The 14,258-nt window shown below is 72.2% G+C and carries 10 protein-coding genes; 5 read left to right on the top strand and 5 right to left on the bottom strand.

The window, feature by feature from the left end:
- Nucleotides 1-94: 94 nt before the first annotated feature.
- Nucleotides 95-1,852 (bottom strand): FAD-dependent monooxygenase, encoded by a 1,758-nt coding sequence (locus ACZ4Z2_RS08105; RefSeq protein ID WP_468073570.1) that lies wholly within the window; start codon nt 1,850-1,852, stop codon nt 95-97.
- 230 nt (nt 1,853-2,082) lie between these two features.
- Between ACZ4Z2_RS08105 and ACZ4Z2_RS08100 the strand changes: the two genes are divergently transcribed.
- Nucleotides 2,083-4,143, top strand: a complete 2,061-nt coding sequence (locus tag ACZ4Z2_RS08100; RefSeq protein WP_468073568.1) for a helix-turn-helix domain-containing protein — start codon at nt 2,083-2,085, stop codon at nt 4,141-4,143.
- Here ACZ4Z2_RS08100 and ACZ4Z2_RS08095 read toward each other — a convergent pair.
- The 4 genes from ACZ4Z2_RS08095 to ACZ4Z2_RS08080 form a co-directional block, all read right to left on the bottom strand.
- On the bottom strand, nt 4,131-6,047 hold the full coding sequence (locus ACZ4Z2_RS08095) for an ABC transporter ATP-binding protein (protein ID WP_468073566.1): 1,917 nt from the start codon (nt 6,045-6,047) through the stop codon (nt 4,131-4,133). The two genes, ACZ4Z2_RS08100 and ACZ4Z2_RS08095, sit on opposite strands and share 13 nt — an antisense overlap.
- A 392-nt stretch (nt 6,048-6,439) precedes the next feature.
- A complete protein-coding gene (locus tag ACZ4Z2_RS08090) occupies nt 6,440-8,488 on the bottom strand; it encodes an AfsR/SARP family transcriptional regulator (RefSeq protein WP_468073564.1) in 2,049 nt (682 codons plus the stop codon).
- A gap of 171 nt (nt 8,489-8,659) precedes the next feature.
- Nucleotides 8,660-9,340 carry a 4'-phosphopantetheinyl transferase family protein gene (locus ACZ4Z2_RS08085; RefSeq protein WP_468073562.1) on the bottom strand — a complete coding sequence of 227 codons (681 nt, stop codon included), beginning with the start codon at nt 9,338-9,340 and terminating at the stop codon, nt 8,660-8,662.
- Complete coding sequence (locus tag ACZ4Z2_RS08080; protein ID WP_468073560.1) at nt 9,337-10,158, bottom strand: metallophosphoesterase family protein; 822 nt, start codon at nt 10,156-10,158, stop codon at nt 9,337-9,339. Before ACZ4Z2_RS08080 ends, ACZ4Z2_RS08085 begins: the two co-directional genes overlap by 4 nt.
- A gap of 203 nt (nt 10,159-10,361) precedes the next feature.
- Between ACZ4Z2_RS08080 and ACZ4Z2_RS08075 the strand changes: the two genes are divergently transcribed.
- The 4 genes from ACZ4Z2_RS08075 to ACZ4Z2_RS08060 all read left to right on the top strand — a co-directional run bounded on the left by ACZ4Z2_RS08075 (nt 10,362) and on the right by ACZ4Z2_RS08060 (nt 14,127).
- Nucleotides 10,362-11,147, top strand: coding sequence for a thioesterase II family protein (locus tag ACZ4Z2_RS08075; protein ID WP_468073559.1), 786 nt, complete (start codon nt 10,362-10,364; stop codon nt 11,145-11,147).
- A gap of 20 nt (nt 11,148-11,167) precedes the next feature.
- Nucleotides 11,168-11,491, top strand: a complete 324-nt coding sequence (locus ACZ4Z2_RS08070; RefSeq protein ID WP_468073558.1) for a hypothetical protein — start codon at nt 11,168-11,170, stop codon at nt 11,489-11,491.
- Between the two features lie 119 nt (nt 11,492-11,610).
- Nucleotides 11,611-12,279, top strand: coding sequence for an O-methyltransferase (locus tag ACZ4Z2_RS08065; protein ID WP_468073557.1), 669 nt, complete (start codon nt 11,611-11,613; stop codon nt 12,277-12,279).
- Between the two features lie 594 nt (nt 12,280-12,873).
- Nucleotides 12,874-14,127: a glycosyltransferase gene (locus ACZ4Z2_RS08060; protein ID WP_468073555.1), complete on the top strand. Its 1,254-nt coding sequence runs from the start codon at nt 12,874-12,876 to the stop codon at nt 14,125-14,127.
- Nucleotides 14,128-14,258 lie beyond the last annotated feature (131 nt).

Raw genomic sequence — 14,258 nt, 5'->3', positions numbered from 1 at the left:
CGTTGCTCGTGTCGGTCTTCGCGTCGGTCTTGGTCTTCGCGTCGGTCTTCGCGTCGGTCTTCGCGTCGATGCTCATGTCCGGGCATCCTTCCCGTCAGGCATGTCCGAGGATCCGTCGCAACGCCGCCGTCAGCAAACGCTCCGCGTCCTCGGCGGACGCGGCGGCCGTGGCGTGCCGGAAGGCGACGTACCCGTCGGGGCGTACGAGCAGGGCTCCCCCGTCGGCCACCTCGCTCAGCCGCGACCAGTCGCCGTAGGGGTCCTCGTACTCCTGACCGGGCCCGATGACGACGGTGGCGACCTCCGGGACCTGGGCCTTGGCCGCCCGGGTCCAGTGGGCGCCGCCGATGCCGGTGATCAGGGTGAAGCGGCCCTGCCCGACGGTGTCGAGCGTGGAGAGGGTGCGGGTGCCGGAGGTGATCCACGCGTGCGGCAGCTTGGCGCCGGGGCGGGAGGTGGGCTGGTGGTACAGCTCGGGGTCGCGGTCGAAGCCGGGATCGGGGGTGCCGTCGGGCACGATCGCGTCCGAGGCGTACCGCTGGTTGAGGTCGACGCCGTGCGCGTTGAACTCGTACACCTTGTACGCGATGGCCTCGCGCAGCCGCGCCCGCTGCTTCTCGGCGGCCTCGGTGGCGTCCTTGCGGGCGGCGATGTTCGCCCACAGCTGCTCGGGGGTCTGCGGGGAGAGCCCGTCGAGCGCCTCGAAGACGGGGGCGGTCTCACCGATGGACTTGTTGGCCCGGGTGACGATCTGCCGGCCGACCGGGGCGCGCTCGGCGGTGTAGGTGTCCAGCAGCTTCGGGGAGGCGGTGCCGTCGAGGACGAGCTTGAGCTTCCAGGCCAGGTTGTACGAGTCCTGGATGGAGGTGTTGGAGCCGAGGCCGTTGGACGGCGGGTGGCGGTGCGTGGCGTCGCCGGCGCAGAAGACCCGGCCGTTGGAGTACGTCTCGGCGTACATCTCGTTGACCGTCCAGGCCGAGGACGACTTGACGGTCACCGGGATCTCGTCGTCGCCGATCAGCTTGCGGACGATTCCCTCGGCGTACTCGGTGGTGAGGTCGGGGGCGCCGGCGGTGACGTCGTACCCCCAGACGATCAGCCACTCGTTCCAGGGGCGGACGCAGCGCACGAGGCCCGCGCCGATGCCGCCGACGGTGGCGCCCGGGGCGAGCACCCAGTACAGGGTGGACGGCCGGTGCGCGGTGTACTTCGTGAGGTCCGCGTCGAAGACGATGTTGATGCTGCCGGCCACGCCCATCTGGCCGCCCATGGGCAGCCCCGCGTCCTCGGCGACCTGGGAGCGGCCGCCGTCGGCACCGATCAGGTACTTGGCGCGGATGGTGTACTCGTCGCCGCGCAGCCGGTCCTCGACGGTGACCGTGACGCCGTCGGCGTCCTGGACGAAGGACTTGTAGACGGTGCTGAAGCGCAGGTTGGTGCCGCGCGCGACCGCCGCGTCGACGAGCACGGGCTCCATCAGGTGCTGCGGCATGTCGCACATACGGGTGGGGCTGGCGAGTTCGTGCGCGGCCTGCACGAGCGGGTCGTTGCCCCAGGAGCGGACCCGGCCCAGTTCCTCGCCCGCGAGGCTGGTGCAGAAGGTCGTGTCGCCCATCAGGTGCTGCGGGGTGGCCTTCGCGACGACCTCGTCCTCGACCCCGAGGTCTCGCAGGACCTCCATGGTGCGCTGGTTGGTGATGTGCGCACGGGGCGTGTCGGCGAGACGGGCGTAGCGGGTGACGACGATGTTCGGCACGCCGTACGTGCTCAGCGCGAGCGCGGCGGAGGCGCCGGCGGGGCCACTGCCCACGATCAGTACGTCGGTCACGACATCGGGCTCGACGGTGTGCACGGGGAACGCTCCAGGGACATGAGAACAGGCACCGACCGTCCAAGATCATGGACGGGTGGGCGGGAGCGTGGGTGTCTCAATTCGAGACAGTTCGGCGTACGGGAGGGTTGGGCGTACGTGACGGTTCCGCGTACGGGGTCGGGCGCCCGTTTCGGGCTGCCCACGGCACGGAGTACGGAAACAGGGCGCTTGTTTCTCATTCAACGAGTGCCGGTACGGTGAGTGGTGTCGTGACCACCACAGAGCAGCCCTCCGTCTCCGTCCGCCCCACCCTCACCTCGCTGCGCAGGGCCCGGGAGTTGTTCCTGCTGGGGCGGCAACTGCCGGACGACGTACCGGAAGAGGTCGTCGCCGCGTGGAAGCGTGCCCGGTTCTTCGGCGTACGGCACGACACGCGGGGCCCGGCCCCCGACCCGGTACCGCCTGCCGTACGGCCGGAGGGGTCCGCCCTGCTGGCGGCGGCCCGGCCGGTCCTCGAACGCATCGCGCCCGCCCTCGCCGCGGAACAGGCGGCCCTCCTCCTCACCGACGAGCGGCCGCGGGTGCTGTGGGCGACCGGCGGCGGACGGGACGACCTCTGCCGCTTCGACCTCTCCGAGCGGGCGGTCGGTGTCAACAGCGCGGCCCGCGCGCTGAGCACCGGTCGGCGGGCCGAGGTCCACGGGCCCGAACACTTCCTCGACCTCTGGCAGGAGGTCTCCGCGGTCAGCGTGCCCGTGCTCGCCCCCGGCACCGGGCGGCCGCTGGGCACGGTGACCGTGGCCTCCACGCTCTGCGCGGAGTGCGGCCCGCACCCGGGCGCCGCCCTCGCGGAGGCCGCCGCCGACGCCGTCGAGGCGGAACTCCTCGCGCGGTCGCAGGGGGCGGAACGGGTTCTGCTGGACGCGTATGTGGCGGCGTCGGGGGGTGCGGGGCGTCACGGCCGGGACGGTGAGGAGGGCCGGGAGCGCGGTGGGCGCGGGCGACCGGGGGCAGAGCGTGCGGTCGTCGCCCTGGACGGGCGCAGCCGGCTGGTCAGCGAGGCCGCGGGGCGGCTGCTGTCACCGGAGGGGTTGGAGGCGCTGGAGCGCGGTGCGGCCGCCGCGGTGGGAGGGGCGGCCTTCGCGGTCCCCCCGTCCCCGTCCACGGCGGCCCCTCCCTGGTACGCGCTCACGTTGCCGGAGGGATCGAGGTGTCGCGCGATCCTGACCCCGGTGACGCACCTGGGCTCGGTGATCGGCGTGGTCGCCGAGCTGGAACCGATAGAACTGGAGGAACCGGTAGAGCCGGAGGAACCGGTGGAACCGGTGGAACCGGTGGAACCGGTGGAACCGGTGGAACCGGTGGAACCGGTGGAACCGGTGGAACCGGTGGGGCGAGTGCGGCAGGCGGGGAAGGTGGCGGGCGGGGCGGGCGAGCGGGGCGGGGCGGCGGCGACCGGGCTCGGCGGCGGTGACGGTGGCGGCATCGATCGCGGCGTTGGACGCCGTGTCGGTGTCGGTGGCCGTGGCCGTGGTCGTGGCCGTGGTGACGTGGGGTCGGGCGGGCGTTCGGTGGCCTGGCGGCACGCGGTGGAACGGGCGACGGAGCTGGCGCGGGCGTCGTCGGAGCCGCTGCTGCTCGTCGGGGAGCGCGGCACCGGGAAGACGTCCCTCGCCCGGGAACTGGCCGGAGCCCCGCTGCTGACGGCGGACGCGGCCGAGGGCGGGGTCCGGACGGCGCTGGACGCGCTGGCGGGCGGTCGGGCGGTCCTCGTCCGGCATGCCGAGCGTCTGACCCAGCGCGATGTGGCGGCCCTCAACTCCCTCCTCGAAGTGCCGCCCGACGCACCCCTGTTGGTGACCTACACCCCGGGCCCTCCTCCCGGCCCCTGCCTGCAACGGCTGCTGGACAGCCTGGCGGCGCGCTCGGTCACCCTGCCCGCGCTGCGCGAACGGCCGGAGGACATCAGGGACTTGCTCGACTCCCTCACTCCCCGGCCGGCGCCGGGACAGCCGCCGCTCACCTGGACCCTGGACGCGCTGCGCGCGCTGGAGCAGCATCCCTGGCCCGGCAATGTCACCGAACTGGCCCACCTGGTGCGCGCGTTGGCCGAGCGGCGCCGGGCGACTGGGCCCGTCCGGCGGGCCGAGCTGCCGGGCCCGGTGCGGGAGGGACCCGCCGCCCGGCAGCTCAGCCCGATGGAGCGGGCGGAGCGCGCCGCCATCCTGGACGCCCTCCACCGCCACGGCGGCAACAAGGCCAGGACGGCGGCGGCCCTGGGCATCGCCCGCGCCACGCTGTACCGGAAACTACGGGGCTACCGGGGCTGAACGCCCAGCGGATCGGCGGGCCGGTCATGGGCGGAGGTCTGGTCGGCGGACTTGATGTCGACGGGCTCGGCCTCGGAGGGCTCGATGTCGGTGGGCTTGGTGTCGGTGGGCTTGGTGTCGGTCGAACCGTCGTCCGTGGGGCCGTCGTCCAGGAAGCCGCCCGACTGGTGTTGCCACAGCTTCGCGTAGGCGCCGTCGGAGGTGAGCAGTTCCTGGTGCGTGCCCTGCTCGATGATCCGGCCGCGGTCGAGGACGACGAGCTGGTCCATGCCGGCGACCGTGCTCAGCCGGTGGGCGACCACGAGTGCCGTACGGCCCTCCATGAGCCGCCACAGCGCCTCCTGCACGAGCACTTCGCTCTCGGAGTCGAGCGCGCTGGTCGCCTCGTCGAGCAGCAGGATCGGCGCGTCGCGCAGGATCGCCCGGGCAAGCGCGACCCGTTGGCGCTGTCCCCCGGACAGCTTGACGCCGCGCTCGCCCACCAGCGTCTCGAATCCGTCGGGCAGGGCGTCGGCGAACTCCGTGACGTGGGCGGCCTCCGCCGCCCGCCGGATCTCGGCGTCGGTGGCGTCCGGCCGGGCGAAGGCGATGTTGTCCCGCAGGGTGCGGTGGAACATCGCCGGGTCCTGCGGCACGTACGCGATGAGGCTGCGCAGGTCGGCCTGGCGTAACCGGCTGATGTCCTGGCCGCCGATGAGAATGCGGCCGGCATCGATGTCGGTCATGCGCAGCAGGAGCCGGGACAGCGTTGTCTTTCCGCCGCCGGAACGACCCACGAGACCGACCTTCGCGCCGCTGGGCACCGTCAGGTCGAGGCCCCGGAAGAGCGGTTCGGCGCCCGCGTGGGCGAAGGTCACCTTCTCGAAGCGCACGTCGGCGGGGCCGGGGCGCAGTGGCTCCGGTTCCGGCGGGTCGAGCACGGTGGGCGGGTTCCGCAACAGGTCGGTGAACTGCGCGGCCTCCGTCATCGCGCTCTCCATACGACGGTAGATCTGGTTGAACTCGAACATGATCCGCGTCGCGTTGGTGTAGTAGGTGAAGGCGACGACGACCGCCTCGACGCCGTTCCCGCCGGCGCCGAGGGCGATCGCGAGCACCAGGCCCAGCACGTTGGTCAGCACGGACAGTGGGGCGACCAGGGTGTCGATGCGGAGGTTGCCGTAGTCCCACGACCGCAGGGAGAGCCGCCGGGACTCGGCGACCCGGGAGCGGTGCTCCGCGGCCTCCCGCTCCTCGGCGGCGAACGCGCGGACCGTGTCCATGTTCATCAGGCTGTCGGCGACATGGCCGGACACCCGGGCGATGGCCTCTTCGCGCAGGCCCACGAGTGCCTGCCGGCGACGGATGAGGGGCACGACGCAGACCGCCGTCAGCGCGATCATCACCAGGAGCCCGACGACGAGCAGCGGTTCGTAGCGCCACAGGACGACCGCCCCGAACAGCAGCGGAACGAAGTTGCCGAGGACGGAGAACGTCAGGGTGTCGACGAACTGCTCGAAGCGGGAGGCGAAGCTCAGGACCCGCTTGGTCAGCGAACCGGCGAAGTTGTCGTGGAAGAACGCGGCGTCCTTGGCGAACAGTTCGTCCATGCCGATGACGTACAGGCGCTCGATGCCGAGGGCGTCGAGACGGTTCAGGCAGTGCAGGCCGAGGCGCCAGAGCGCCTCGGCGAACAGCAGGACGCCCGCGAAGCCGAGGATGTAGGGCAGCGCCGAGCCGACGGTGACGTCGGCGTCGTCGGCGATGCGGCCGACGAGCTTCGCGACGACCAGCGGTGCGAGGTAGTAGATGCCGATGTTGCCGAGGGCCGGCAGGAGCATGCCGGGGACGGCCAGCAGCCGGAGCCGGGCGAGCTCCCGTCCGTAGTAGCGGAGTGCGAGGAGGACCGGGCCCTTGCCCGGCATCGCTGTGCGTGATTCAGGTGATCCCATCCCGCCCCTGTGTTGTCGTGTGGCCGTCGGCCACGTGCCTCCTGGGGGACATGCCCTGCCTGAACGGCCGCGCCATACGCGCATAAAGAGGGCATAAAACGAAGTCTCCCGCGCCGGGACGCACGGGGTCCAAGCCTTTTCCCCTGTCGGCGATGGGCCACACACAGGTGCGATTCAATGCGGACGCGCCGCATACGGCGCCAGAACGAGCAGCGGGCCCGCCGTATGCGGCGGACCCGCCGGCCCCGCATCGGGACCAAGTGCCCCCTGCCCGTCCTGCGGCCCGGCGCACCGGCCTCGACCAGGTGCCGTAGGAACGGCGGCGGGGAGGACGGGACGGGCGGCGGTCCGTGGTCGCGCGGGGTTCATCCGGACGCGGCGTGGGGCGCCACGACCTGTGGCAGCCGTGCCCGTAGTTCACCGACCAGTCGGCTGCCGACCAGGTCGACGCCGATCCGCTCCGCCTCGGCGAGGGCCTCGACGAGTCCGGCGCGGTCGTCGTCCGTCCAGTTCACGGTCGGCGGGCGCAGTAGGTACGTCCCTTCCGGTTCCTCCGCCCGGCCTGGACGAACGCTCCGGAGGAGGGTCTGCAGATACCACCGGAGCAGGCAGCGCAGTGTCTCCGTCCGGTACTCCGGAGGCTCCTCGGCTTCGGCGCGCTCACGGGCGTAGGCGCGCACCAGGGCGTCGAGGTGGTAGCGGAAGTGGTCGTGCTCGCGCAGCAGGTGTGCGTCGACCAGCACGTCGAGCACGTCCTCGGCGTTCTCCTGGGAGCAGCCCAGCAGCACCGCGGCGGTCTCGCCGCGGACGTACGGCATGTTGCCCGCGCCGAGTCTGCGGAACGCCGCCGCGAGATCGACGCCGTGCACGGACCGGCCGCGCAGGGCGGCGTATCCCGCGTCGAGTCCGGTGCGGACCGACAGGTCGCCGATGTGCAGTTCGTCGAGCAGGCGCCGCTGTTCGAGCAGGCGGTGGGCCAGGGCTCCGAGGCTGCGGCGGGGTCGTGAGCGCAGCCGGGTGCCGACGATGCGCAGGGCCAGCGGCACACCGGCGCACGCTTCGACGAGCCGGTGTGCGGCGGCGCGTTCGGCGTCCATGCGGGAACGACCGACGAATCGTTCCAGCAGTCGCAGCGAGGCTTCCTCGCCGAGCGCGTCCAGGCTGACGTCGTGGACCCCTTCGAGGTCAGCGAGCCGGTGGCGGCTGGTGACGATCACCCGGCTTCCCCCGCTGCCGGGGATGAGGGGGCGGACCTGGGCGGTGCTCACGGCGTCGTCGAGCACGATGAGGATGCGGCGGTCGGCGACCAGGGACCGGAAGAGGGAGGTGCGGTTGACCATCGTTCTCGGCACCGCGACATCGGGCACCCCGAGGCCGACGAGCAGCCGGGTGAGGACCTCGGCGGGTTGCGCGGGTTTCCCCGTGCTGCCCTCCAGGTCCGCGTAGACCTGTCCGTCGGCGAAGTCACCGCGGACGGCGTGGGCCGCGTGCAGTGCCAGCGCGGTCTTGCCGATGCCGGCCGCACCGTTGATCACGACCGTGGTGGCCGGGTCCGCGGCGGGCGCCTTGCCCCGCAGCAGCCGTTCCAGAGCGGTGGTCTCCCGGTCTCGGGAAGTGAAGTCCGTGACGCCCTGGGGCAGTTGGGCCGGGGTCGGCCAGCCGGGCCAGGGTCGGCCGGGGCCGCCGTGTACCTCGGGGCGCTCCTCGAAGGCGGCCCGGTGCCGCGGCGGCTCGTCCTCGGCGCGCAGGATGCGCCGCTGGACGGCCCGCAGTTCGGAGCCGGGCTCCGTGCCGAGCTGGTCGATGAGCGCGGCGCGGGTCCGCTGGAACAGGTCGAGGGCCTCCGGCTGCTGGCCCGAGCGGAACAGCGCCAGCATGAGACGGCCGATGAGCCCCTCGTGGAGCGGGTGTTCCCGCACCATCTGCCACAGCTCGGGCAGGATCTCGGCATGGCGCTGAAGATCGAGGTCGAGGTCCACGCACCAGATGCGGGTCTGCAGATGGAGCCGCTGCAGATGAGAGACCTCCGTGTCCTGAAGGGTGCGCGAGGGTACGTCCATCAGCGGGTCGTGCCGCCACAGGGCGAGCGCTTTGCGGAGTTCCTCAGCGGCTTGCGCGGTGCGGCCCGCCTGGACGAGGGCGTCGGCGGTCTTCCGGTGGGCGGTGAACCGTCCGAGGTCGGTCTCGTCCTCCTCCAGTTCGATCAGATAGCCGGGCGCTCGGGTGGTGATCCGCGCCCTCCCGGCCATGCCCAGGACCTGGCGCAACCTCATGACATAGGTGCGGATCGTGGCGGTGGCGCTGGGCGGCGGGGTGCCGTCCCAGACAAAGCTCGCGATGTTGTCCACCGGGACCACTCGGTTCGCGTTGAGCACCAGGGCGGCGAGAATGACCCGCTGCCTCGCGGCGGGCACTCTCACCTCGTTCCCGCCCGACCGGATGACCAGGGGACCTAACAACAAGAACTCCATAACTGCCTCACCCCTACGAAAACATGATGCGATTCCGTCGATCGCGAGGTCCCCCGTGGCACGCTGGGCGCGCACCACGCGACGCGACAGTGGGTGGAACCCTCTCCGCAGCCGTCACCCGTGTACGGGTGGCCGAGCGGGCAGGACGATCGCGGTGACGGACAGGCCGTCCCGCACCAGCCAGCGGCCGGAGAGTTCCGTGAGCATGCGTGGACCGGGCACCAGCAGCCGGGCGTCGAAGTCACCCGACGCGTGTCCCGGGGCGACTTCCCGGGGACGGAAATCGACGACGGCCTCGTCGAAGTCCAGTTCTCGGCCGGTGAGTGGGTACCAGACCTTGAAGACGGCTTCCTTGGCACCGAACAGCAGCCGGTCCCACCACACTCCGGTACCACCGCCCCGCCCTGCGATCCAGGAGCGTTCCTCGGGCCGGGCCACGACGTCGAGGACCCCCTCCGGCAGGGGCTGGTGGGGCTCGGCGTCGATCCCCAGGGCGAGGGCGTCGGACGCCCGGGCGAGGGCGGCGGCACGGTAGCCGGCGCAGTGCGTCATGCTTCCGACCAGTCCGTCCGGCCACCGCGGCGCCCCGCGGTGGCCGGGGACGACGGGGGCCGGTTCCATGCCGAGTTGGGTGAAGGCCCTGCGGGCGCAGGCCCGTACGGTGGTGTACTCGCGGCGGCGTTTGTCGACGGCGTCGCCGAGTGCCGCTTCCTCCTCGGGGAACAGGCAGGTGTCGGGATGGTCCTCCCTGGCCCAGGCGGAGGCCACCGTGGCGGGCAGCAACTGGTCGATCACGCGGTCACCGCCGGAAGGATCTGGCGCAGGACGCCTCGGGGCATGCCGCGTTGCCGGTGCTCGCGCGGGTAACCGACCGAGACCTCCTCGAAGCGGACTCCGTCGTGCCAGGTGGTGCGGGGGATGTGCAGATGGCCGTAGACCACGACCTTGGCGTCGAACCGCACATGCCACTTGGCGGTCTGTTCGGTTCCGCACCACTGGGCGAACTCCGGGTGGTACAGGACCCTTGTCGGATCCCGTACCAGGGGAAAGTGGTTGACCAGTACGGTCGGCAGCTCGGGATCGCGCTCGGCGAGCCGGCGCTCGGTCTCCACCAGCCGGGCGTGGCACCACGCCTCGCGGCTCGGGTAGGGGTCGGGATGCAGGAGCATCTCGTCGGTGCACACCACACCGGCCTCGTATGCCTGGGTGAGCGCCTGCTCCTTGGTCGCGGCGGTGGGGGTGCGGAAGCTGTAGTCGTAGAGGACGAAGAGGGGTGCGACGGTGACGGGGCCGCCCGGTCCGTCCCACACGGGATAGGGGTCCTGCGGGGTGAGGACGCCGAGCCCGCGGCAGATGTCCACGAGATGGCGGTAGCGTTCCTCGCCGCGCAACTGGACGGGGTCGCCGGGAGGGGTCCAGAGTTCGTGGTTCCCCGGTGCCCAGATCACAGTGTCGAATCGTTCTCGCAGCAGGGTCAGCGCCCACGTGAAGTCCTCGGTAATCTCACCGACGTCGCCGGCCACGATGAGCCAGTCGTCGTCGGACCGGGGACGCATGCCGGCCACGATGTGCCGGTTCTCCGGATAGGCCACATGAAGATCACTTGTTGCCATGAGCCTGCCTGATACCCGTCCGGAAGATCTCATGCAGCACTTTCTACCGGCTGCCGCCCGCGCCGAGGCAGCGGATCTGGGGTGGCCGGGAGGATCTCTGGGGGTGGTAGGGGGTGGCTAGGGGTGGCCGCCACCGATTCGGGCTGCCTAACCTCCGTTACGTTGCCGCCAGGCACATGACCTACCAGGGCGAAGGACGGACGATGGATCGAAGCGCCGAGGAAACGGACCTGTGGCTCCGGTGCTTCGTGGCCGCCCCCCGGGCCCGGACACGGCTGGTGTGTTTCCCGCACGCCGGCGGATCGGCGAGTGCCTATCACGCCATGGCGGGCGCGCTGCCGCCCGCCGCGGAGGTGCTGGCCGTGCAGTACCCGGGCCGTCAGGACCGTCGGGCCGAGAAGTGCGTCGACAACGTTCCGGAGCTGGTCGACCGGCTGGTGCCGGTCCTGACCGCGTCGGCCGACGACCGGCCGCTGGCGCTGTTCGGGCACAGCATGGGCGCCACCCTCGCCTACGAGGTGGCCCGCCGACTGGAGCGGGAGGGCGGGGCGAACAGTCCGGTCACCGTGTTCCTCTCCGGGCGCCGGGCGCCGCGCTTCGAACGCAGTGAGTACATCCACCAGCGCGACGACCAGGGAATCCTGCGGGAGTTGGAGCTGCTGGGCGGATCCGGCGCCGTGGCGCTGGCCGACCCGGAGATCCTCCAGATGGTCATGCCCGCCATACGGGGCGACTATCGCGCGGCGGAGACCTACGTCCATGTGCCGGGACCGCCACTGCGCTGCCCGGTGGTGGCGCTGACGGGGGACGCCGACCCGCGTGCGGCCGTGGCCGAGGTCGAGGCGTGGCGCGAGTACACGGAGGGGCCGTTCGCCACGCAGGTGTTCAAGGGCGGTCACTTCTTTCTCAATGATCACGCGGACGCGGTGCACAGCATGGTCCGCGACCGCCTGAGCTCGCTCCCGGTCTTCGGCGCGGGCACTCACTAGGCAGACTCGGAGGAAGCTCGATGCCCCCAGCCGCCATCAGAGAACTGCTCCACACCGTCGACCGGCTGGCGCACTGCGTCGGCTCACTGCGGTCCTCCGGATTCGGCGAGCCTCCCTCGCTCACCAGACTGGCCGACGACGTGGAACGGCTGCGCCTGCATGTGCGCGCACTCGTCGGTGAACCGGCCGACGCTGTGTCGGCCGGCCCGCCGGCCGGAGAACGAGACACCATCGCGGTGTCCGACATTCCCTACGACGCCAAGCTGTGGCACGGCGCGGACGACGAGGGCGTGGGCGGCCACGGCCCCCAGGTTTCCCCCGCCCCCGGGCACGCCGGGCTCTGATCGCGCGGAACGACGCCGAGGCGGGTCCGTACCCGAGCACGCACGGCTCGTCGCCCGGCGCTCCCCCGCCGCCTGGCGTGCCGCTCACACCGACTCCCACCGGGACGGAGACCCCCCCCATGGCCGAGCAGATCGGCATGACGCCACAGCTTCTCGAGTACGTCAGGCAGACCTCGCTGCGCGAGGACGACATCCTGCTGGAACTGCGCGAAGCGACCGCCGGGCTGCCCGGCGGCGTCGCCCTTCAGGTGCCCGCGGAGGAAGGACAGTTGCTCGCGCTGCTGGTCCGGCTCACCCGGGCGGCCGCGGTCCTGGAGATCGGCACCTTCACCGGCTACAGCACCCTGTGCATGGCCCGCGCCCTGCCGGCCCACGGACGACTGGTGACATGCGACATCACCGATCGCTGGCCCTCCATCGGCGCGGAGTTCTGGAAGCGGGCCGGGGTGGACGGACTGATCGACCTCCGGGTCGGCGACGCGACGGAGACCCTGGAGAAGCTGCTCGCCGACGAGGGCCGGGGCGTCTTCGACCTGGTGTTCATCGACGCGGACAAGGCGAACTACCCGCGCTACTACGAGCTCTCCCTGGAACTGCTCGCACCCGGCGGCCTCGTCGTCGTGGACAACACGCTCTTCTTCGGCCGGGTCACCGATCCGCAGTTCACGGACGCCGACACCGCGGGCATCCGTGAACTCAACACCCGCCTGCGCGCGGACGAGCGGGTGGACCTGAGCATGCTCACCATGGCCGACGGCATCACGCTCGCCCGGCGCAAGGACGCCTGACGGCGCCGGGCTCCGGGCGAGGGGCGGGCCCTTCCGACGGTCTCCGCGGGAGAAGGACCCCGGGCCGGACCACGATCCCTGGGGCCGTGGCACGTCGCTTCCAGGGCTCGGGCCCGGCCATGTGCCGCGTCGGCGGGCCGACGCCGTCAGTGGCCGGCGCCGGTGCTCATGTGGTTCCACGCGGCCATCGAGGACGGCGGTATCCGACGCTGCCCTTGTCGCGGCCGCCGCGGCCGTGCCGGCCGGCGCCCGCTGCCTTGTCCCGATCGGCGAACGGACGGACCACCGACGCCGCGCCGTCCGTCCTGGGCGACCTCGGCTTCCCACCCGACCCGCTCACCGGCGTCCGGGGCCGTACCGCATCCGGCCACCATCCGCCGTCTGCTGCAACGCCTCGACGGCGACGCGCTCGGGCGAGACGTCCGGCGATATTCGGACGCTATCCGTCCCGCCTAGGCTCGGCCTGGCCGGGACGGCTCGATGGCGGGCGGGTCGTCAGCTCATTCGACGGGCGAGGACCACCGGCAGCGGCGGTACCTGACGCTGACCCCGGCCTGACGCCCGTCCGGCGGAGTGACGGACTCGAGGAGAACGATGCGGATCGTCCTGCTGACCATCGGTTCGCGCGGTGACGTGCAGCCGTTCGTGGTGCTCGGCGTCGAGCTGAAGGCTCGTGGGCACGAGGTGGTGCTGGCAGCCGGGGCGGAGTTCAGGAGCTTGGCCGACCGGGCCGGTCTCGGCTTCCGGGCTCTCGAAGCGCTGCCCGCCGGCTACGCCGAGTCGGTGCTGAGCGATCCTAAGGTGCGGGCCGCCTTGCGACGTGGGCCGTCGATGTACCGGATGGCCATGGCGGCGCCACGGCTGACCGGTGCCCAGCAGCAGGCCCTGATCGACGAGATGGTGGCCGCCGGCAAGGGCGCGGACCTGGTCGTCAACACCACGCTGACCCGGATCGGCGCGCTGGCCCGGCCGGACGTGCCGTGGTGTTCGGTCGCGTCCTGGCCGGTGACCGAGACCGCCGCGTGGCCCGCGCTGGGCGCGCCGGAGCTGTCGCTGGGCGGCGGTTACAACCGGTTCACCCACCGGGCCATGGGCACGCTGGAGTGGCTGGTGTACCGGCCCAGCGTGAACCGCGGCCGGACCGCCGCCGGGCTGCCGCGACTCGGGCTCCGCTCACCCTTCCGTGACGACGGGGTCACCCGGCCGCTGCTGTACCAGTTCAGCCCGCACGTGTTCGCGCCGCCCGCGGACTGGCCGGAGCAGTGTCACATCACCGGGTACTGGTCGGACAACGCGCGTTGGGAGAACCCGGCGGAGGTGACCGAGTTCGTCGAACGCGGCGATCCGCCCCTGGTGGCCACCTTCGGCAGCTCCTGGGCGGTGGACGGTCCCGGACTGCTCGCGGCGAGCGTGGCGGCAGCGGCGGCGACCGGACACCGGCTGCTGGTCGTCGGCGGCCCGGACGGCCCGCTGCCCGCCGGCGTCGAGGCGATCCGGACCGAAAGCGCCGACTTCGTCTGGCTGCTGCCCCGCGCCGCCGCCGTACTGCACCACGGCGGCCAGGGCACCACCGCGGCCGTGGTGTCCGCCGGCGTGCCACAGGTCGTCGTACCTTGCTTTGCCGACCAGCCGGTGTGGGCGGGCCGGATGGCCGCGCTGGGCGTCGCACCGCCGCCGGTGCCGTTCTCCCGGTTGACCGGCGACCGGCTGGCCGCCGCCGTGCGAACCGCCGTCGACGATCCGGCGATCGCCACTCGGGCGGCGGCGCTGGCGGTTTCGGTGCGCGCTGATCGAGGCGTGGCCGCCGCCGCGGACGTCATCGAGAAGCACGCCGCCACCCGGCGCTGACGGCTTCCGGTGGCAGCCCTTCCCCAGCCGGAACTGGAGGAACCTTGACCGCTCTCCCGGCTGCGGCAGGGAGTTCCGACCCTCGCCAGTCGCGCTTTCTGCCGCACGGCCCGCTGTCGACCCGCTGTCAC

The sequence above is a fragment of the Streptomyces sp. NPDC030183 genome (assembly GCF_055573455.1).
Note: the sequence above shows the minus strand (reverse complement) of the source record. Positions and strands in the feature narration are given on the sequence as shown.

Excerpts from the sequence above, each read along its gene's own strand:
- ACZ4Z2_RS08095 (WP_468073566.1), bottom strand. The coding sequence starts at position 6,047 with ATGCCGGGCAAGGGCCCGGTCCTCCTCGCACTCCGCTACTACGGACGG.
- ACZ4Z2_RS08080 (WP_468073560.1), bottom strand. The coding sequence starts at position 10,158 with ATGGCAACAAGTGATCTTCATGTGGCCTATCCGGAGAACCGGCACATC.
- ACZ4Z2_RS08075 (WP_468073559.1), top strand. The coding sequence starts at position 10,362 with ATGGATCGAAGCGCCGAGGAAACGGACCTGTGGCTCCGGTGCTTCGTG.
- ACZ4Z2_RS08070 (WP_468073558.1), top strand. The coding sequence starts at position 11,168 with ATGCCCCCAGCCGCCATCAGAGAACTGCTCCACACCGTCGACCGGCTG.
- ACZ4Z2_RS08065 (WP_468073557.1), top strand. The coding sequence starts at position 11,611 with ATGGCCGAGCAGATCGGCATGACGCCACAGCTTCTCGAGTACGTCAGG.
- ACZ4Z2_RS08060 (WP_468073555.1), top strand. The coding sequence starts at position 12,874 with ATGCGGATCGTCCTGCTGACCATCGGTTCGCGCGGTGACGTGCAGCCG.